Genomic DNA, 18,822 nt, shown 5'->3' on the forward strand with positions numbered 1-18,822 from the left:
GACAAGCGGCCCCCGACCGGAGCACGATGGGGACCCTCCCCGGCCGCCAGGCCGCCAGGCGTCCGGTGTCCGTCGCCGGTCGCCCGTCGCTGGTCGCCCATCGCCTGTCACCCGGCCCACGCAGTCCCGGCACGCACTCCTGGAGGCGGACCCATGTCCCGGAGCATCGAGGTGCACTGCCCGGCCTGTGGCCGCGCCCACCACTACACCCCACCCTCGTACCCCTGCGTCTGCGGTACGGCGGTGGCGCCCGCGCTGGATCCGCGCGGCACGGTCCGGCCCGTACCGCACCGGGTCTGGGACGGGGAGTGGGTGCCCGCGCGCTGCGGCGACTGCGGACGGGTCGGCATCTGGCCCCGCCCGGACCTGGGCTGCCCCTGCGGTACGACCCTGTGGCTGCCGGTCGCCGAGGAGCCATCGGCGGGCGCGGGCACCGGGGGCCGTCCGGCCTTCCACCCGGTCACCATCCGCACGGCGGAGGACGCGGTCACCACCGCCGTCCTGTATCTGAACTGGCTCGGCCACGACGGTGTCCGCCGCGCCGACCGCCCCCCGCCGACCGGGATCGGCCTGACCGCCCCCGGGGTCCTCGCCCAGGTCGACCCGACGGTCCGCCCGGCGTCGCTGCGGGATGTCGAGTGCCTGTGGCTGACCGCGCTGACCGCGTCGGCGTCCTGCGTCTACTTCTCCCTCGCGGGCTATGAGGAACGGGCCAGAACGAGAGCGGAGGATCTGGGCATACCGCTCTACGTCCTGGACCTGACGGGCACGCCGCAGCCGGTCAACGCGGTGGCGGAACGACTTACGGCGACGGGGGCGGGGTCGGGGCCAGGGGCGGGGCCAGGAGCGGCGTCGGGGCCGGGGTAGCCGCAGCGGAGCGGTCCCGGCCCGTCATCACCCTTACCGGAAGTCCTCCTCCCGGTACTCGTCCGTCGAACCCCCCGCCGTCGCCTCGCGCAGTTCGACGCGGCGGATCTTGCCGGAGACGGTCTTGGGCAGCGTCCCGAACTCCAGTCGGCGGATCCGCTTGTAGGGGGCCAGCGTCTCGCGGGAGTGGTCGAACAGGGTCTTGGCGGTGCCGGGGCCGGGGTCCCAGCCCTCCGCGAGCACGATGTACGCCTTCGGCACCGCGAGCCGCAGGGCGTCCGGTGCGGGCACGACGGCCGCCTCGGCGACGGCCGGGTGCTCCAGCAGGGCGCTCTCCAGCTCGAACGGGGAGATCTTGTAGTCGGAGGCTTTGAAGACATCGTCCGCGCGCCCGACGTAAGTGATGTATCCCTCCTCGTCCCGGGCGCCGATGTCGCCGGTGCGGTAGTAGCCGTCGGCCATCGCCTCGGCGGTGCGGTCGGGGTCGCCGTGGTAGCCGGTCATGAGGCCGACGGGGCGGCCACCGGGGCCGGTCAGGTCGAGGGCGATCTCGCCCTCGTCGCCGGGGACGCCGGTGACCGGGTCGAGCAGGGCGACCCGGTAGCCGGGGCCGGGGCGGCCCATGGAACCGGTCTTCAGGGGCTGGCCGGGACTGTTGGCGACCTGGACGGCGGTCTCGGTCTGGCCGAAGCCGTCCCGGACGGTGACGCCCCAGGCGCGGCGGACCTGCTCGATCACCTCGGGGTTGAGCGGCTCCCCGGCGGCCACGGCCTCCCGGGGCGGGGTGTCGAGCTGGGTGAGATCGGCCTGGATGAGCATCCGCCACACGGTCGGCGGGGCGCAGAAGGTGGTCACCCGGGCCCGGTCCATCTCGGTCATCAGCCGGGCGGCGTCGAAGCGGGTGTAGTTGAGGAGATAGACGGTCGCCTCGGCGTTCCAGGGGGCGAAGAGGTTGGACCAGGCGTGCTTGGCCCAGCCGGGCGAGGAGATGTTGAGATGGACGTCGCCGGGGCGCAGGCCGATCCAGTACATGGTCGACAGATGGCCGACCGGGTAGGAGACATGGCTGTGCTCGACCAGCTTGGGGCGGGCGGTGGTGCCCGAGGTGAAGTAGAGCATCAGGGGGTCGTCGGCGCGGGTCGGGCCGTCGGGGCTGAAGGCGGCGGGCGGGGCCTGGTACGCCTCGTCGTAGGACAGCCAGCCGTCGGGGGCGGGGCCGGTGGCGATCCGGGTGTAGTCGCCGGGTACGTCGGTGAACTTGGGGGCGTCCTCGGCGCGGGCGATCACATGGCGGACCCGGCCGCGCTCGACGCGGTCGCGCAGATCGGCGGGGCCGAGCAGCGGGGTGGCGGGGATCACGACGGCCCGCAGCTTCATCGCGGCGAGCGCGGTCAGCCACAGTTCGGCCTGGTTGCCGAGCATGACGAGGATCCGGTCCCCGGCGGCGACGCCCCGCGCGCGCAGCCAGCCGGCGAAGCCGTCGGAGCGTACGGACATCTCGGCGAAGGACAGCCGGGTCTCGCGGCCGTCCTCCTCGACGATGTGCAGCGCGGTCCGGGCATTGCCGGCGGCGATCACGTCGAACCAGTCCAGGGCCCAGTTGAAGTGTGCGGGCCGGGGCCAGCGGAAGCCCTCGTAGGCCGTGGGGTAGTCCTCGCGGTGCTGGAGCAGGAAGTCCCGGGCGGCCCGGAACTCCCCGGTCGCGGTGGTCGCACTCGTCGCCGTCGTCATCGTCGTCGTCCTCCTCGGTCCCGGACCATTGCCGGGCGGCTCCCGGACATCGTGTAATCCGTGATGCGGGTCCCACTACCCCCGAACGGGGGTGGGTGCGGTACGCACACCTGGGCGAGGGAGGCACGGTGACGGTGGTGGACGGCGGGGCGGGGGTGCTGCGCGGCGCGCTGCTGCGGCTGCGCCGTACGACCGGGCTGCCGGTCGCCTTCGGCGGGCTGGTGGAGGCGGGCGGGCGGCGGATGCGGATCACGGAGCTGAGCGGCACGCGGACGCTCGCGCTCAGCGCGCTGGCGGTCGGCTCCGGCAACGGCCTCGGCGGCCGGGCGGTGGCCCACGCCCGCCCCTGCGCCGTGGACGACTACCCCGCCTCCCGCCGGATCAGCCATGAGTACGACGTACCGGTGGCGGCGGAGGGCCTGCGCTCGATCGTCGCGGTCCCGGTGGTCGTCCGCCGCCAGGTCCGGGGCGTGCTCTACGGTGGGCTGCGCTCGGTCCAGCCGCTGGGCGACCGCACGCTGAACGCGGTGGTGGAGGCGGCGCGGGACGTGGAGCAGTCCCTGCTGCTGGCCGACGACGCCTCCGGCGTGCTTGCGGAGGCCCGGGGCGCCCGCGATGTCCTGGCGGAGGCCCGGGGCACCGGCGGTGTCCTGACGGAGGCCCGGGACGTCCCCGGCGTGCGCGAGGCCGAAACGGCGCTGCGCGCCCTGGCCCCCCGGATCGCGGACCCGGCGCTGCGCGCGGAACTCCTGCGGGCGTGCGCGCTCCTCACCCCGGCCCCGGCGACCACCGCGGCCACGCCCCTGACCCCGCGCGAGGTCGACGTCCTGACCTGCGTCGCCACGGGCGCCACGAACGCGGCCACCGCCGCGCGGCTGGGCATAGCCCCGGAAACGGTGAAGAGCTACCTGCGCTCAGCCATGCGCAAGCTGGACGCGAGGACCCGGGGGGAGGCGGTGGCGCGGGCACGGGAGGGAGGGGGGTTGGGGTTGGGGTTGGGATAGGGGGGCGGGTGGGTGCGGGGTGGGGGGGCGCGGATCCGCGCGGGGGGGGTGCGGGGGCGGACCCGCGCGCAGAGGTGAGGGGCGCACCCGCGCGCGGGTGAGGGGCGGCGCACCGTTGATCCAGACGACGGTCACGTTTCCGGCTCACCCGCGCGCGGGTGAGGGGCGGACCCGGGCAGGGGTGAGGGGCCACGGACTCCCGCAGGGGTGCCGGGCATGGATCGGCGCAGAGGTGGGGGCGCTGGGCCCAGCAGAGGTGGGGGGCGCGGGCCCGCGCAGGAGTGCCGGGCACAGACCCGCGTAGAGGTGCGGGGGCTGGCGCCCAGAGAGGGGGGTGCGGACCCGCGCAGAGGTGGGAGGTGCGGACCCCCGCAGAGGCGGGAGGTGCGGACCCCCGCAGAAGTGCCGGGCACAGACCCCCGCAGAGGTGCGAGCGCTGGATCCCGCAAAAGTGGGAGGGATGGACCCCCCGCAGGGGCAAGCGACGCGGACCCCCGCACTCCTGCGGGCGCAGCCCCCGCACGTGTGCGGGGCACGGACCGGCACAGGGGTCCGGGCGCCAGCCCCCTCAGCCGTGCGACCACCGACCCCCGCCACCGCACGACCGCCGACCCCGCGCAACCACCGACCCCGACACCATGCGACCACCGACCCCGCACGGCCGCCGACCCCCACCGCCACACGGCCCCCGACCCCGCCACCGCACGACCACCGACCCCGCACGGCCGCCGACCCCCACCGCCATACGGCCCCCGACCCCGCCACCGCACGACCACCGACCCCGTACAGCCGCCGACCCCCACCGCCATACGGCCGCCAGCCCCGCCACCGCACGACCACCGACCCCGTACAGCCGCCGACCCCCACCGCCATACGGCCGCCAGCCCCGCCACCGTAGGGGCGCGGACCCCCGCCACCGTAGGGGCGTGCCCCCGCCACCGCAGGGGCGCGCCCCCGCGCCGACGTAGGGGCGCGGACCCGTCCCCGTCACCCCCGCGGAGCGGTCCCGCTGTGCGATTGCCAGGACGGCGCTGGGCCGTCCCTGGGAAGATGCGGTTGTGAGCCTCGTCTCACAGGTTCAATCGTCATGACCGCTGTAATTTCCCTCACCACCGCACGCCTCCGGATTTCAACGACGCGTTGCCTAGAATTTGGCGGAACACGACCCTCGGAGGGAGCGGTGACCGTGCGACGGGACTTCCAGGAGCCTGCGAGGTGCCGCCCCGACCTGGTCATCGGGCGGGAGGAGCTGTTCTCGGCCGCGCGTGAGCAGCTCGGGCGGGGCGGCAGTGTGCTGCTCCACGGTCCCGCCGGGATCGGGAAGTCGACGGTGCTGCGGGCGCTGGCCGCCGAGTACGGGGAGTCCGCCCGGACGGTGCTGCGCTGCTCGGCGACCGAGTCGGAGTCGCATCTGCCGTTCCTCGCGCTCGCCGATCTGCTCGGGCTGGTCCTGGACGAGGTGGCCGGAAAGATGCCGGACGCGCAGCGCACGGCGCTGGAGTCGGCGCTCACCGGCCGCGGCGAGTCCACCCTCCAGCGGGACGGGCTGGCGCTGCGCCTCGCGGTGCTGTCCGCGCTGCGCGCGCTGGCCGCAGAGGGCCCGGTGCTGGTGGTCGCCGACGATCTCCAGTGGCTGGATCCGGCCAGTGCCGAACTCCTCGGCTTCGCCGCCCGCCGCCTGGGCGACTTCCCCGTACAGGTCCTCTGCGCGGCCCGCACCGAGGGACAGGAGTACGACGACCATCTACGCGCGTCCCCGCCGGACACCCTCGCCCTGCGGCTCGGCCCGCTGACCCGGACGCAGGTGTCCGCGCTGCTGGACGAGCGCGGCTACCCGGCGCTGCTGCGCTCCACGGTCCGGGACATCCATCGCACCAGTGGCGGGAATCCGCTGTTCGCGCTGGAGCTGGGCCGGGCCCTCGCCGAGAGTCCGACCCCGCCGCGCCCCGGTGAGCCGCTGCCGGTGCCGACCTCGCTGCGCGCGCTGGTGCTGCACCGGCTGGACATGCTGTCCGCCGACGCCCGGCACACCCTGCTGGTGGCCAGCGCGGGCGCCCGCCCCACCACCGCGCTGCTGCACGCGGCCGGACGGGTCAACGCCGAGGCGGAGACCGCGCAGGCGGCGGCGCTGGGCCTGCTGGCGACGGAGCCGGAGGGCCCCGCCGTACGGTTCGCGCATCCGCTGATCTCGGCGGCGCTGTACGCGGAGGCGTCGGCGCAGGAGCGGCGGGACGCGCACGCGGCGCTGTCCACGGCCGCGTCCGACCCCATCGAGCGGGCCCGGCATCTGGCGCTGGCCACCACCGGCACCGACCCGGAGGCGGCGGCCCGCCTCGCGGAGGCGGCGGCGCTGGCCCGGGACCGGGGCGCGCCCTCGGTCGCCGCGTCGCTGGGGCTGCTGGCGGCCCGGCACACCCCGGCGGACGGCGAGCCCGGCCCGGAGGAGCGGCGGCTGACGGCGGCGGAGGACGCGATCACCGGCGGCGAGACCGATCTCGCCCGGGACATCGCGCGGGACGTGCTGACCCGGGCGACGGCGGCGGCCGACCGGGTGCGGGCCTGGATCGTGGTGATCAACGCGGCCGGGCAGGCGATGGGCAAGGTCGACGCGGTGTTCCCGCAGGCACTGGCCGACGCCGACGACGATCCCCGGCTGCTCGCCCTGGTCCGCTATCAGCTGGCCTGGCGGGCGCTGCTGGTGGAGGGCGAGATGGACCGGGGCCGGGAGGAGGCGGCGCACGCGGCCCGGCTGGCGGCGAAGGCCGCGGACCGGCGCACCGAGTTGCTCGCGCTGGCGTTCCAGGCGCACATGGAGACCCTGATGGGCCACCCGGACGCCCCGTCCACCATCAAGCGGGCGATGCGCGAGCCACAGGACCCGAGGGTCGCCGTCGACCACAACGGCATCGGCGCGGTCCGCTTCCGCTGGCTGATCATGAGCGATCAGCTCGCCGAGGCGCGGACGACGGTGATGACCCTGCTGCGCGAGGTCCGCCGGCGCGGCATCGCCGAGAGCGAGGTGCACTACGTCCGCTTCCTCGCCGAGACCGAACTGCGCTCCGGGCACTGCGGCCGGGCCCTGGACCTGGCCCGTGAGAGCCTCCGGCTGGCCCGTGACGCCGGGATCGGCGAGGGCGCCAGCGCGATGCTGACCTCGCTGGCGGAGGCGGCGGGCGGGGAGACGGGCCGGGCGCTGGCCCTGGCCCGGGAGGCGGCGGACCGGGCCGAGGAGGACGGCGACGTCATGTACCTCTCCCGCGCCCTCGGCGCCCTGGGCCACGCCCATCTGGTCGCCGGGGACGCGGCGGAGGCGGTACGGGCGCTGCGGCGGGTGCGGGAACTGGAGATCGGTATCGGCATCACCGACCCGGCGCGGGGCCGCTGGCAGGGCGACCTGGCGGAGGCGCTGGTGCGGATCGGGGAGATCACCGAGGCGCAGGACGTCATCGACGTCACCCGGGTGCAGGCGCTGCGGCTGGGCCGGGAGAGCGTGCTCGCGGTGCTGGACCGGGCGGAGGCCCTGGTGCGGGCGGCACGCGGCGAACGGGACGCGGCGCTGGCCCAGCTGACGTCCGTACAGGACCGGCTGGCCAAGCTCGGCTACGGGCTGGAGGAGGCGCGGGCCGCGTTCGCCCTGGCCCGGCTGCGCACCGGGCGCCCCGGTCCCACGTCGTACGACGAGGCGGCCCGGCTGTTCCGGCGCTGCCGGGCCATGCCGTGGCTGCGCCAGGTCGAGGAGGCGGCGGCGTCGGACCCGGTGGAGCCGCCCGCCCCGCCGGTGCTGGACGCGCTGGCGGGCCTGGCGGCGATGGAGCGTCAGGTGGCGGCGCTGGTGATGGAGGGCGCGACCAACCGGGAGATCGCGGGCCGTCTCTTCATCAGCGTGAAGACGGTCGAGGCGACCCTGACCCGCGTGTACCGCAAGCTGGGCATCCGCTCGCGGGTGGACATCGTGCGCCTCGCAGCGGGGAGCCCCCGGCGGTAGATCGGGATTCGGGTGCGGGTGGGTGGGGGCTGGCTGGTCGCGCAGTTCCTCGCGCCCCTGGGGACGTTCGCGCGCGGGCCAGCTTCAGCGGCCCCCCGGGGGCGCGGAGTCGGGTGCGGGTGGGTGGGGGCTGGTCGCGCAGTTCCTCGCGCCCCTGGGGGCGTTGGGGCCGCCGAGCACGATAGGCGCGGGCCGGCTTTAGGGGCCCCGGGGGGCGCGGAGTCGGGTGCGGGTGGGTGGGGGTTGCTCGCGCAGTTCCCCGCGCCCCTGGGGGGTGGCAGCTGGCCCTGTTTGTCACTCACGCGACCTCAACGCCCTTAGGGGCGCGGGGAACTGCGCGACCAGCCACCCCCCGCCCGCACCCGAACCCCCGCCAAACCCCCCTCGCACATCTGACCGAGGGTTAACCCTGCCCAACTCCCCTAGGGGACTCCCTCATTGGGGGCGAGTGAAGCAGCCCCCTACGGTAGGCACCGTGCCGCTCGCCGGGCACGCGAGGGCCGGTCCGAGACCCTCGTGCTCACCCCCCACCCCCGCGCGACCCCCCACCGGCAACCTGAGGAGACTCATGTTCGGGCTCAACCGCGCCAGAAAGACCGCCCTCACCCTCGCGGCGTGTACCGCTGCCGCCGCGACCGCGCTCGTGGGCGCGCCCGCCGTCGCCGCCCCCGCCCCCATTGTGGGCGGAACCACCACGACCACCACGGCGTATCCGTACGTCATGCAGATCACGGACGCCTCGCAGAACCAGTTCTGCGGCGGCACCCTGGTCACGCCCACCAAGGTGGTCACCGCCGCGCACTGCATGGTCGGCGAGACCACCAGCAGTGTGCGGGTGGTCGGCGGGCGCACCTACCTCAACGGCACCAACGGCACCGTCGCCCGGGTCAGCCGCATCTGGATCCACCCCGACTACCGCAGTGTGACCAGCGGCGACGACATCGCCGTGCTGACGCTGTCGACGTCGATGCCATACACGACCCTCCCGTACGTCGCCCCCTCCGACACCGGGGTGTACGCGGCCGGGGCCTCGGCGCGGGTGCTCGGCTGGGGCACCACCCGCGAGGGCGGCGCCTCCTCCAACCAACTGCGCACCGCGACCGTCCCCACGGTCTCCGACACCAGCTGCCGTACCTCCTACGGCACCCGGTTCGTCGCCAGTGACATGGTGTGCGCCGGTCTGACCAGCGGCGGGGTGGACACCTGCCAGGGCGACAGCGGTGGCCCCCTGGTGATCGGCGGACGGCTGGCGGGCGTCACGTCCTGGGGCGACGGATGCGCGCGGGCCGGGTACCCGGGGGTCTACACCCGGCTGACGACCTTCTCCAGCCTGGTCACCACCCAGATCAACTCGTAACCGGCGACGGCCGTGCACGCGATGCCGGTGACCGCGTGAACGGGTCGGCACCGCCGGTGCGGAAGAAGGACTCCCCGTACTCCTGAGCATCCCTCAGGTGCAAGACCAGGGGGCGTTGCGGGCCTCCACGAGCGGCCCGCAGCGCCCCCTATCCATGTCCGCCCGTGCTCCTGTGCTCCTCATCCATGCCCGCCCGTGCTCCTCCTCGGCTAGTCGGGGATGACCGTGCCGAAGCGGATGTCGTGGCCCGCCCCCGGGTGGACCGCCGTCAGCATCCGCGCCCCCTCCTCCACCACCTCGTCGCGCCGCTCCTTGCCGAGCGGGTCGAAGAGTTCGATCACCAGGGCGTCGGCGGTCAGGCCCCAGACGCCGACGAGGAAGCCGTCCACGAGGAGCGGGCAGTAGGGCGTGTTGACCTGCCAGGTGCGGCCGTGGTGGACGGACGGCAGGACCCGGGTGCGGTCGGCGTGGGAGAGCAGGGCGTTGTCGAACTCGGGGAGGAAGCGCGGCGGCGCGGGCGTCCCGGCGTCGGGGCGGGGCGCGTCGGGCAGGTCGAACAGCTCCACCCCGTGCTGGTCGTGGAAGGTGATCAGCTCGGGGCGCAGGCTCTCGAAGGCGTCCCGCAGCCGGGTCAGCCCGCACCAGTGCTGCATGTCCTTGACGGAGGCGGGCCCGAAGGCGGCGAGATAGCGCAGCACCATGTCCTGCCGGGCGGGGGCGGGCAGCGCGGGCCGGTCCAGCCAGTGCTCGACGGTGGTGACGGCGACCTGCTTGCTCTGCCCCCACATCCCGCGCGGGGTGACCTGCACCAGCGGCAGCAGACAGCGGGCCGCGACGGACAGGGACTGCGGGTCTGCGTCCGGCCAGTGCACGCCGAGCGCGTCCCGGACCTGCCGCATGGTGCGGGGCTCCGCCTCGACCAGTTCCCGCGCGAGGACCACGAGCCGCTCCAGATCGACGCCGACCAGCCCCTTGCGGAACATCTTCACCTCCCGGTCCAGCGCGCCCTGCGCGAACGGCCGTACGGTCAGCGCGTCGTCGCCGGTGTGGAGGTGGATGGTGGAACGCAGGGTGGCCATCCGGACGACGGCCCGCTCACCGAGGAGCGTGGACAGCTGCTCCGGGGCGAACCCCTCCAGCCGGGCGGCGAGCGCGTAGTACGGCGGCTTCACCTCCTGCGCCTGGAGCCCGACGAGATGGGTGACGGCGGCCAGCGGGGCCATCGGCGCCTTGGTGAGCAGGAGCTGCCGGGCGAGGGTGGCGCGGTTGAGGGCGCGGGGGGTGAGGACGGGGGGACGGGCGCGTCCGCCGGTCGCGGCCGGGGCCGTCGTCCTCCCCGGCACCGCTGTCCTGTCGTTCATCTCCTCGTTCATCGCCGCCGCCTCCGTCGTCTTCCATGGTCGTCGTCCATCGTCGTCCGTCGCCGTCCGTGGCCCCGGCCGGCCGTCCCCGAGCCGGGTCTGACCAGGAAACTACCGAGCATCGAGGACAGATCCTGTCCGCAACACGTCCTGTCCCCCAACCCACCCTGGCACGACGACCGTTCGCACTACACTCTGGCCCGCGCACGCCACGAGGGGGGACGGTACGCACATGGCGAACCCGACGATCCAGCCCGCGCCCACCGGAGCGCCGGGCGGGCCCGCCACCGACACGGACTTCGTCTGGACGGACCCGGCCGAGGAGACCGTCTACCGCCGGACCGTCGAGGCGTGCCTCGCCGACCCCCGGGTCCAGCGCCGCCTGGACTCCCGACCCGGGGTCACCGCCGACGCCGTCCGCGCGGCGATGCGGGGGCAGGGGAACACGGGGCGGGCGCTGGCGCCGTGCGAGGGGACGCGGGGCAAGTACCGGGCCGCCGCCGACCGGCTGGAGGAGACCAGGACCTCGGTCGCGCGGGCCCGGAGCGACCTCGGGTTCGATGTGCGCTCGGTGCTGGTGTGGCTCGGCGGCCTGCTGATGGTGGCGACCGTTCTCGCCGGTGCCACCGAAACCCTGTTCGACGGTGCGGCGTGGCAGACGGGCGGCTTCCTCGCGCTCATCAGCGCGCTGTTCGGCGTTCTCATGGCCTGGGCCACCGGCTCCGCCCGGTCGGAGACCCATCTGCTGGCCCAGGTGATCCTGGTACGGGCCGTCCTGGTGTCCAAGCCGCAGCAGTTCAACGCCCACGTGGAACTCAAGCGCTGGGAGAACGATCTGCGGGTGGCGGGGACGGCCCCGGTCGTCCTCCTCGTCGTGGAGGCGCTGCTCGGCGACGATCCGCACAGTGTGCTGCTGCCCGACAGCTACGACGGGCTGCGCGCCCCGCAGGGCGGCGCGTATGTGGTGGCGGGCGGCGCCGCGCGCGAACTGCGGCGCAAGCTGGCGATCCTGGAGGGCGGCACCATAGCGGTGTGCGGGCCGCGCGGCTCGGGCAAGACGACGCTGTTGCAGAGCGCGGTCGAGGACAACGACTTCTCGGTGTCCGCGCACATCCCCGCCACCTACGCCCCGCACGACTTCCTGCTGTTCCTGTTCGGCCGGGTCTGCGAGCAGTACATCCGGCGCAAGGGCTACCCGGTCCCGGAGTTCACCCGGCTGTCCGGGCTGGTCCGCGCGGGCCGCAGGCTGGGCCGGGCGCTGCGCGGGCTGCGGCGCCGGGCGTTCTTCGCGGTGCTCGCCGCCGGGCTGCTCGTCCTCGGCCTGTTCGCCACCTCCCGCTCCCTGTGGGGGCGGTACGACGGGACGGTCCGCTCCCACGCCGACACGGTGGCCGACCGGGCGACCGGGCTGGTCCTGGACGTCTGGCGGGGCGACAACCTGGGCGCCGGTCTGCTCCTCGCCCTCGCCGGGCTGCTGATCTGGCAGGTACGGCGCTCCGCGCGCTGGCGCCGCCATCTGCGCCGGGCCCCGCGCAACCTGGTCCGGCTGACCGGCGCGGCGCTGCTGATCGGCACGGGCGTCTCCGTCCCCTGGGACGCCGAGGTGCGGCGGAACGCCGTGGCGGTGGCCGACAACGTGGGGTTCCTGATCGGCGAGGTGGTGCTGCTGCTGATCGCCCTGATGCTGTGGCTGGTCGGGTATGTGGAGGGCGATTACCGGCTGGGCGGGCGGACGTTCCCGGCCCGGTGGCTGTACTCCCCGGCGGCGCTGGGCGCCCTGGTGGCCTTCGTGTACGTGTTCCGGCGCAACGACCACGCGGTCGCGCTGTTCCTGGACCCGGACAACCCGACCCGGCTGCTCTGTCTCACGGCGGGCGGCCTGCTGCTGGCGCTCTCCTCCTGGACCGCCCGCGAACCCGAACCGAGACTGGTCACCCGCTGCCGCGACCAGCTGTACCACCTGAAGACCGTGCAGACCACGACCGCCGCCATCGCCCCCGGCGCCGCCCAGCTCGCCGCCGTCACCGGCACCCACACCTCGTCGCTGTCCACGATCCCGCCGAACTTCCCCGAACTCGTGGACGACTTCCGGGCGCTGCTCACCGCCATCGCCGACCAGGTCCGCGCGGAGAGCCACCGTACGGTGATCGCCCTCGACGAACTCGACCGGCTCGGCTCGGACCTCCAGGCGCGGGCGTTCCTCAGCGAGATCAAGGCGATCCTGGGGGTGCCGCACGTGTACTACCTGATCTCGGTCGCCGAGGATGTCGGCGCCGCCTTCGTCCGGCGCGGGCTGCCGCACCGGGACGCCACGGACAGTTCGCTGGACGACATCGTGCATGTCCAGCCCGCTGACCTCGCCGAGTCGCGGGACATCATGGACCGGCGGGCGCCGGGCCTGACCCCGCCGTACGTCCTGCTCTCGCACGCGCTGTCCGGCGGGGTGCCGCGCGATCTGATCCGCTACGGGCGCCGGATCATGGAGATGCACGAGCGGACCAGTTCCATGGAGCTGACCGACATCTCCCGACGGCTGATCCTGGAGGAGCTGTCCGACACCCTCGCCGGATATCACACCCTGCTGGCCAAGCAGCAGTGGTCGCAGGAGAGCGCGGACGTGCTCGGCGCCTACCGGCAACTGACGGCCCGGCTGCGCTCGGCCTGCGCCTGCGACGCCGACGCGGTGACCCGGTCCCTGGAGCGCTTCTCCGCGCGGTCCGCCCCCGGGGTCCCGGCCGTGCCCGCGCTGCCCGGCGACAGCGCGGCCCTGATCCACGAGGCGTCCGTCTACACCTACTTCGCCCTGACCCTGCTCCAGATCTTCGCCGCCCCCGCCTTCGACCAGCGCAGCGGCCAGGCCCTGGCGAACGCCCCGGCCGGTGACCCCCAGTCGCTGGCCGAGGCCCGGCTCGAACTGTCCGTCTCCTCCTACAGCGCCCGCCCCCTGATCGGCGACGTCCGCCAGGCGTGGAGCCTGCCCCCGGTCACCAGCCTCTCCCTCACCCTCCCGATCCCGGCCCCGCGTCCGCGCTCCTGCCCGCTGCATCCTCGGGTCTGAGGCATTGTCAGTGCCGGGTCCTAGGCTCGGTGGGCATGAGCATCGCGACCGTCGGGGAGTCCTGGGACCGCATCGAGGACTGGCTGTCCCGGCATGCCCCCGTCACCCTCTCCCGGCTACGGCCCCCGGCCTCCACCGCCGACATCGAGGCCGCCCAGCGCACCCTGGGCGTCACCCTCCCCGACGACGTGGCGGCCTCGCTGCGCCGCCACGACGGGGTGGAACTCGCCGACGGGACACTGGAGCTGTCCTACTACGGCCCGCTGTCGTGCGTCGCGGACATCGTGGACCGGACGCTGTCCCTGCGGCGGATCGGGGAGCGGTTCGCCGACCTCGACGGAGGCGAGGAGGACGAGGAGGACGACGACGCACACGAGCTGGCCGCCTTCTGGCGCCCCGAGTGGCTGCTGCTCACCCTCGGCATCGGCTGGCAGTCCACGGACGGTCTTTTCGTCACCTGCCGCCCCGGCCCCCACCACGGCCGTCCGGGCCGCTACTTCGACGAGGACATGCCCACCTTCACCGAGTGGCCCAGCTTCCGCCAGCTGCTGGCCGACCTCGCGGACGCCCTGCGGGACGGGCGCGAGTTCCATGGCCAGATCCCGATCGCGGCGGAGGGCGCGCTGCGATGGGAGGACGAGCGGGACATCGTCCCGGACCCGGTGTCGGCGCTGGGAGTGGCGGAGGCGGCGACCGAACCGGAAACGGCTCCCGCGCCCGCCGATACGCCCATGGGCAGCGCACCGCCCTTCATCTCCGCATCCTCATCCGCCTCCGCCTCCGCGAGGCCCGTCCTTTCCGCATCCCCATCCGCCTTCCCCTCCCCCTCCGTGAAGCCTGTCCTCTTCCCCACCTCACCGCCCCTCCCTGAGCAGCCGGACATCCTTCTCGCCCGGGGTCTGACCCCCGCCGAACTGATGCGTCGGCTGGGCGCGCTGCCCGGTACCGTCCGTCCGCGCACCCGGCGGGGGGCGGTGCGCTCCGGGGCGTCCCTCTGGGCCGCGGGCCGCCCCCTGGTCCGGGCGGACAGGGCCGGGGAGTGGGCCTACGCCGTGCAGGAGTCCGGCGTCGCGCAGTTCCCCAGGCCGGAGGTGCTGCGGCTGGTGTCGGCGGGCACCCGGGCACTGGCCCTGACCAAGTCAGGCCCCGGGGTGGCCGTCACCGTCGCCGAGGAGGGCGTCCTCCGCCCCGAAGAGGGCCGGCGCATCGAGGCACCCCGCGAGGGGGACTCCCAGCGGATCATCGGCCCGGCCGGCGCCCAGTCGAGGAGGCTGCCCGGCTTCGAGCCCTGGCCGGACGCCGCCGCCGCGTACACCCGGCTGCTGACGGAGCTGACGCGGGAGTACGGCATCGCGCTCCCCCCGCTCCCCGCCGGGGACCTGCCGAGCGCGCTCCTCCTCCCCCACCTGGACGACTTGGAGCCGTATCGCCGCCTGCCCATGACCGAGGTGCGCCAGTACGACCTGGCCGGACTGTTCGAGCGGACCGAACCCCGGCAGTTGCGCACCGCCTTCGCGGCCCAGCTCGCGCGGCTGGCCGAGGAGACCCGGCTCGATACCTACCCGGAGATCGCCCAAGCCCTGGTGCTGGTCCGCCGGGACACCGAAGTCCCGCTCGCGCCGGACGACCCGCTCGATCTGCGGCTGCGCACCCTCGCCGCGGAGACCCGGGCCGCGCAGCGCCTGCTCACCCCGCCCTGGTCGGCGGAGCCGGTCCGGGTCACCCAGGACGACCGTTTCGCCTGGTCCGCGCGGGAGCGGGCCGCGCAGGCGCTGTCGGCGTTCATCCGGCTCCCGCTGACGACCGCCGCGGGCCTGATCCTCCATGAGCGGATATCCCCGTACTGGCGGGACGAACTCGCCGCCGACCTCGACGGCCGGGGGGACGGGCCGGGCTGTCTGGGGCTGCCTCCCGTCTTGCCGTCATACCCCTGAGGGGTATTGTCGTACTCATGGGAGACGCCGATATGACCTTGGCAGTGACCGAGATCGATCTGTCCGACTGTTCCTGCGGGACGGAACTGGCCGCCCTGGAAAGGGGCCTGGAGTCCCTCCCGGGGGTGCACTCCGTCCATCTCGACCGGACCCGCTCGGTGGCCCATGTGGGGTACGACCCCGACCGCACCGGCCCTCGCCGGCTCGCCGCCGCGCTGTCGGAGCGGGGGTACGGGTGCGTGTGCGAGGACTGCCCGGACTCGTGCTGCCAGCCGGGCCATCCGGCGGTGGGCACGGCGGACCGGCAGCACGGCACCGAGGACGGGCACGCCGAGCATCCGGGACACGAGGAGCACACCGGGCACGGCGATCATGACGGCCACACCGGGCACGGAGAGCACGACGAGCACGCCGGCCACGGTGCCTCCATGGTGCGGGACATGTTCCGCCGCTTCCTCGTCTGCGCCGTACTGACCGTGCCGATCGTGCTGTACTCGCCGATCGGGCACAGCATCGGCTTCACCGCCGACCCGCCGTTCGGGCTGCCGATGGCGTGGTTCGGGCTGATCCTGGGGACGCCGGTGGTGCTCTGGGGCGGCTGGATCTTCATCTCCTCGGCGTGGCGGTCGCTGCGCCAGGGCGAGGTGACGATGATGACGCTCATCGCGACCGGCATCCTCGTGGCGTACCTCTACTCCGTGTTCGCCACCTTCGCGGGGGCCGAGGACGTGTTCTTCGAGGCCGCGGCGATGCTGACCACGCTGAGCCTGATCGGGCACTGGCTGGAGATGCGCTCCCGCTACGCCACCGGGCGGGCCGTGGAGGCGCTGCTGTCGCTGGCGCCGCCCACCGCGCGGATCCGGCGGGACGGCACCGAGACCGAGGTCCCGCTGGAGCGGGTCGTCACCGGTGATGTGGTGGTCGTACGGCCCGGCGAGAAGGTCCCGGTGGACGGGACGGTGCTCGACGGGGCCAGTCATGTCGACGAGTCGATGATCAGCGGGGAGCCGCTGCCGGTGGCCAAGACCGCGGGCTCGCCGGTGGTCGGCGGGACCATCAACACCACCGGCGCGTTCACCTTCACCGCCACCGCGGTCGGCGCGGACACCGCGCTCGCCCGGATCGTGCAGATGGTGCGCAACGCGCAGGCGTCCAAGGCCCCGGCCCAGCGGCTGGCCGACACCGCCGGGAAGTACATCGTCTATCTGGCCCTGGGCTCCGGTGTGGTGACGTTCCTGGCGTGGGCGCTGATCGGGGACGAGGGCATCGGGTTCGCCATCACGGCGGCGGTGTCGGCGGTCGTCATCGCCTGTCCGGACGCGCTGGCGCTGGCCACCCCGACCGCGATCACCGTGGGCGTCGGGCAGGGGGCGCGCGGCGGGGTGCTGTTCAAGAACGCCACGGCGCTGGAGGCCACGGCGGCGATCGACACGGTCGTCTTCGACAAGACGGGCACCCTGACCGAGGGCAGACCGTCGGTCACCGAGGTCGTCCCGGTGCCGGGGGTGGAGGAGGAGACGGTGCTGCGGCTCGCGGCCCGCGCCGACCAGCCGTCCCAGCATCCGCTGGCCACGGCGATCGTGGCGGCGGCGAAGGAGCGGGGGTGGGCGGTGGAGCCGCCGACCGCCTTCGACTCCGTACCGGGGTACGGGGTGGTCGCCGTGGTGGACGATCGCAGGGTGCTGCTGGGGAACGCGCGGCTGCTGGAGCGGGAGGGGGTGGCGGCCCAGGCGCTGGTGGAGGTCGCCGACCGGCTGGCGGCGGACGGGAAGACCGCGATGTATGTGGCGGCGGACGGGAAGCCGCTGGGGGTGGTGGCGGTGTCGGACACGGTCCGGGCGTCGGCCCGTACCGCCGTCGCCGAGCTGCGCCGGGACGCGGTCACCGCGGTGATGCTCACCGGCGACCGGGCCGCGACCGCGCGGGCGGTGGCCCGGGGGGTGGGGGTGGACGAGGTGATCTCCGATGTGCTGCCCGAGGACAAGGCCGAGCGGATCGCCGCGCTCCAGCGGGGCGGCGCCAAGGTCGCGATGGTCGGCGACGGCGTCAACGACGCCCCGGCGCTGGCCCGCGCGGAGGTCGGCATCGCGATCGGGGCGGGGACGGATGTCGCGGTGGAGACCGCCGATGTGGTGCTGGTCCGCGACGACCCGGCCGATGTCGCCTACGCGCTGCGGATCGCCCGCGCGGTCCGCCGCAAGATCAAGCAGAACCTGTTCTGGGCCGCGATCTACAATCTGCTGGCCATCCCGGTCGCCGCCGGTGCCCTCTATCCGAGCCTGGGTCTGGTGCTGCGCCCGGAGTGGGCGGCCCTGCTGATGAGCGCCTCCACCATCATCGTCACCTTCAACGCGCTGCTGCTGCGCCGACTGGACCCCCGGCGGCGCACGGCGACGGCACCGGCACCGGCCTGACCGGGTCCCCGGCGCCGGGCGGGGTCTTACGTCCCGGTGACATGCCCGGCAGGTCGCCGGGAGGGCGGCCCGCGCGGGCCTAGCGTGGCCGGTATGCGCGTACTGGTCACCGGCGGTGCCGGGTTCATCGGGTCCCATGTCGTCGACGCCCTGCTCGCCCGAGGGCACGAGCCGGTGGTGTACGACATCCGGCGCGACCCGGCGGCCGACGTCCGCGATCCGGACGCCGTCGCGCGGGCGCTCGCGGGTGTCGACGCGGTGTGCCACCAGGCGGCGAAGGTCGGCCTGGGCGAGGGTGTCGCGGACGCCGCCGACTACGCCTCGCACAACGACCTGGGCACCGCCGTGCTGGTCGCCGCGATGGCCGGGGCGGGGGTGCGGCGGCTGGTCCTGGCGGGCTCGATGGTGGTGTACGGCGAGGGCCGGTACACCTGCCCCGCCCATGGGGTCGTCCGGCCGGGGCCGCGGACCGCCGCCGATCTCGCGGCGGGCCGGTTCGAGCCGCTGTGCCCGGAGTGCGGGAAGGATCTCGCGCCGGGCCTGGTCGGCGAGGACGCCCCGGCCGACCCGCGCAATGTGTACGCGGCGACCAAGCTGGCCCAGGAGCAGTTGTGCGCCGCGTGGGCGCGGGCGACCGGCGGTACGGCGGTGTCGCTGCGCTACCACAATGTGTACGGGCCCCGGATGCCCCGGGACACCCCGTACGCGGGGGTGGCGTCCTTCTTCCGCTCGGCGCTCGCCCGGGGCGAGTCCCCCCGGGTCTTCGAGGACGGCGGCCAGCGGCGGGACTTCGTCCATGTGCGGGACGTGGCCACCGCCAACACGCTGGCCCTGGAGGCGGCCCCGGCCCCGGGCGCGCTGACCGTCTACAACACCGGCAGCGGGGAGCCGCACACCGTCGGCGAGACCGCCCACGCCCTGGCCGCCGCCCACGGGGGCCCGGCACCTGTCGTCACCGGGGAGTTCCGGCTCGGCGATGTCCGGCACATCACCGCCGACTCGTCCCGGCTGCGCGACGCGCTCGGCTGGCGCCCGGAGACCGGCTTCGCCGCCGGGATGCGCGAGTTCGCCCACGCGGACCTGCGCACGGACTGAGTCGGTCTCGGCGGGC

At 74.6% G+C, this 18,822-nt stretch carries 10 protein-coding genes; 8 read left to right on the top strand and 2 right to left on the bottom strand.

The genetic code is table 11. From position 1 onward, the window contains the following. The first annotated feature begins 153 nt into the window (after positions 1 to 153). Positions 154 to 867 carry a hypothetical protein gene (locus ABZX40_RS34130; RefSeq protein ID WP_355746428.1) on the top strand — a complete coding sequence of 238 codons (714 nt, stop codon included), beginning with the start codon at positions 154 to 156 and terminating at the stop codon, positions 865 to 867. Between the two features lie 33 nt (positions 868 to 900). Here ABZX40_RS34130 and ABZX40_RS34135 read toward each other — a convergent pair whose 3' ends face one another. After that, positions 901 to 2,598: an AMP-binding protein gene (locus tag ABZX40_RS34135; RefSeq protein ID WP_355746425.1), complete on the bottom strand. Its 1,698-nt coding sequence runs from the start codon at positions 2,596 to 2,598 to the stop codon at positions 901 to 903. A gap of 134 nt (positions 2,599 to 2,732) precedes the next feature. On the opposite strand from ABZX40_RS34135, the gene ABZX40_RS34140 reads away from it, so the two are divergent. The 3 genes from ABZX40_RS34140 (at position 2,733) to ABZX40_RS34150 (ending at position 8,944) form a co-directional block, all read left to right on the top strand. After that, on the top strand, positions 2,733 to 3,602 hold the full coding sequence (locus ABZX40_RS34140; RefSeq protein WP_355746566.1) for a helix-turn-helix transcriptional regulator: 870 nt from the start codon (positions 2,733 to 2,735) through the stop codon (positions 3,600 to 3,602). A 1,180-nt stretch (positions 3,603 to 4,782) separates the two neighbouring features. Then, positions 4,783 to 7,587, top strand: coding sequence for an AAA family ATPase (locus ABZX40_RS34145; RefSeq protein ID WP_355746423.1), 2,805 nt, complete (start codon positions 4,783 to 4,785; stop codon positions 7,585 to 7,587). Between the two features lie 568 nt (positions 7,588 to 8,155). Beyond that, positions 8,156 to 8,944 (top strand): serine protease, encoded by a 789-nt coding sequence (locus tag ABZX40_RS34150; RefSeq protein ID WP_355746420.1) that lies wholly within the window; start codon positions 8,156 to 8,158, stop codon positions 8,942 to 8,944. 209 nt (positions 8,945 to 9,153) lie between these two features. Here the strand turns inward: ABZX40_RS34150 and ABZX40_RS34155 are convergent, their stop codons facing one another. Continuing rightward, positions 9,154 to 10,317, bottom strand: a complete 1,164-nt coding sequence (locus ABZX40_RS34155; protein WP_355746418.1) for a winged helix DNA-binding domain-containing protein — start codon at positions 10,315 to 10,317, stop codon at positions 9,154 to 9,156. Positions 10,318 to 10,537: 220 nt separating this feature from the next. Between ABZX40_RS34155 and ABZX40_RS34160 the strand changes: the two genes are divergently transcribed. From ABZX40_RS34160 to ABZX40_RS34175, 4 genes are all read left to right on the top strand, one after another. Continuing rightward, entirely contained in the window at positions 10,538 to 13,363 is a 2,826-nt protein-coding gene (locus tag ABZX40_RS34160; protein ID WP_355746415.1) for a hypothetical protein, read from the top strand. A 35-nt stretch (positions 13,364 to 13,398) separates the two neighbouring features. Next, complete coding sequence (locus ABZX40_RS34165) at positions 13,399 to 15,297, top strand: SMI1/KNR4 family protein (RefSeq protein ID WP_355746412.1); 1,899 nt, start codon at positions 13,399 to 13,401, stop codon at positions 15,295 to 15,297. Between the two features lie 32 nt (positions 15,298 to 15,329). After that, positions 15,330 to 17,711 carry a heavy metal translocating P-type ATPase gene (locus tag ABZX40_RS34170; protein ID WP_355746410.1) on the top strand — a complete coding sequence of 794 codons (2,382 nt, stop codon included), beginning with the start codon at positions 15,330 to 15,332 and terminating at the stop codon, positions 17,709 to 17,711. A gap of 93 nt (positions 17,712 to 17,804) precedes the next feature. Next, the gene (locus ABZX40_RS34175) at positions 17,805 to 18,806 is read left to right on the top strand and encodes an NAD-dependent epimerase/dehydratase family protein (protein ID WP_355746407.1); all 1,002 of its coding nucleotides are present in this window, start codon (positions 17,805 to 17,807) and stop codon (positions 18,804 to 18,806) included. Positions 18,807 to 18,822: the final 16 nt, after the last annotated feature.

This window comes from Streptomyces sp. NPDC004610 (assembly GCF_040609715.1).
In the GTDB taxonomy this organism is placed as follows: Bacteria; Actinomycetota; Actinomycetes; order Streptomycetales; family Streptomycetaceae; genus Streptomyces.

What these genes read in the sequence shown, in the direction of transcription:
- ABZX40_RS34130 (WP_355746428.1), top strand. Translation starts at nt 154, where the DNA reads ATGTCCCGGAGCATCGAGGTGCACTGCCCGGCCTGTGGCCGCGCCCAC.
- ABZX40_RS34175 (WP_355746407.1), top strand. Translation starts at nt 17,805, where the DNA reads ATGCGCGTACTGGTCACCGGCGGTGCCGGGTTCATCGGGTCCCATGTC.
- ABZX40_RS34165 (WP_355746412.1), top strand. Translation starts at nt 13,399, where the DNA reads ATGAGCATCGCGACCGTCGGGGAGTCCTGGGACCGCATCGAGGACTGG.
- ABZX40_RS34155 (WP_355746418.1), bottom strand. Translation starts at nt 10,317, where the DNA reads ATGAACGAGGAGATGAACGACAGGACAGCGGTGCCGGGGAGGACGACG.
- ABZX40_RS34170 (WP_355746410.1), top strand. Translation starts at nt 15,330, where the DNA reads ATGACCTTGGCAGTGACCGAGATCGATCTGTCCGACTGTTCCTGCGGG.
- ABZX40_RS34135 (WP_355746425.1), bottom strand. Translation starts at nt 2,598, where the DNA reads ATGACGACGGCGACGAGTGCGACCACCGCGACCGGGGAGTTCCGGGCC.
- ABZX40_RS34160 (WP_355746415.1), top strand. Translation starts at nt 10,538, where the DNA reads ATGGCGAACCCGACGATCCAGCCCGCGCCCACCGGAGCGCCGGGCGGG.
- ABZX40_RS34150 (WP_355746420.1), top strand. Translation starts at nt 8,156, where the DNA reads ATGTTCGGGCTCAACCGCGCCAGAAAGACCGCCCTCACCCTCGCGGCG.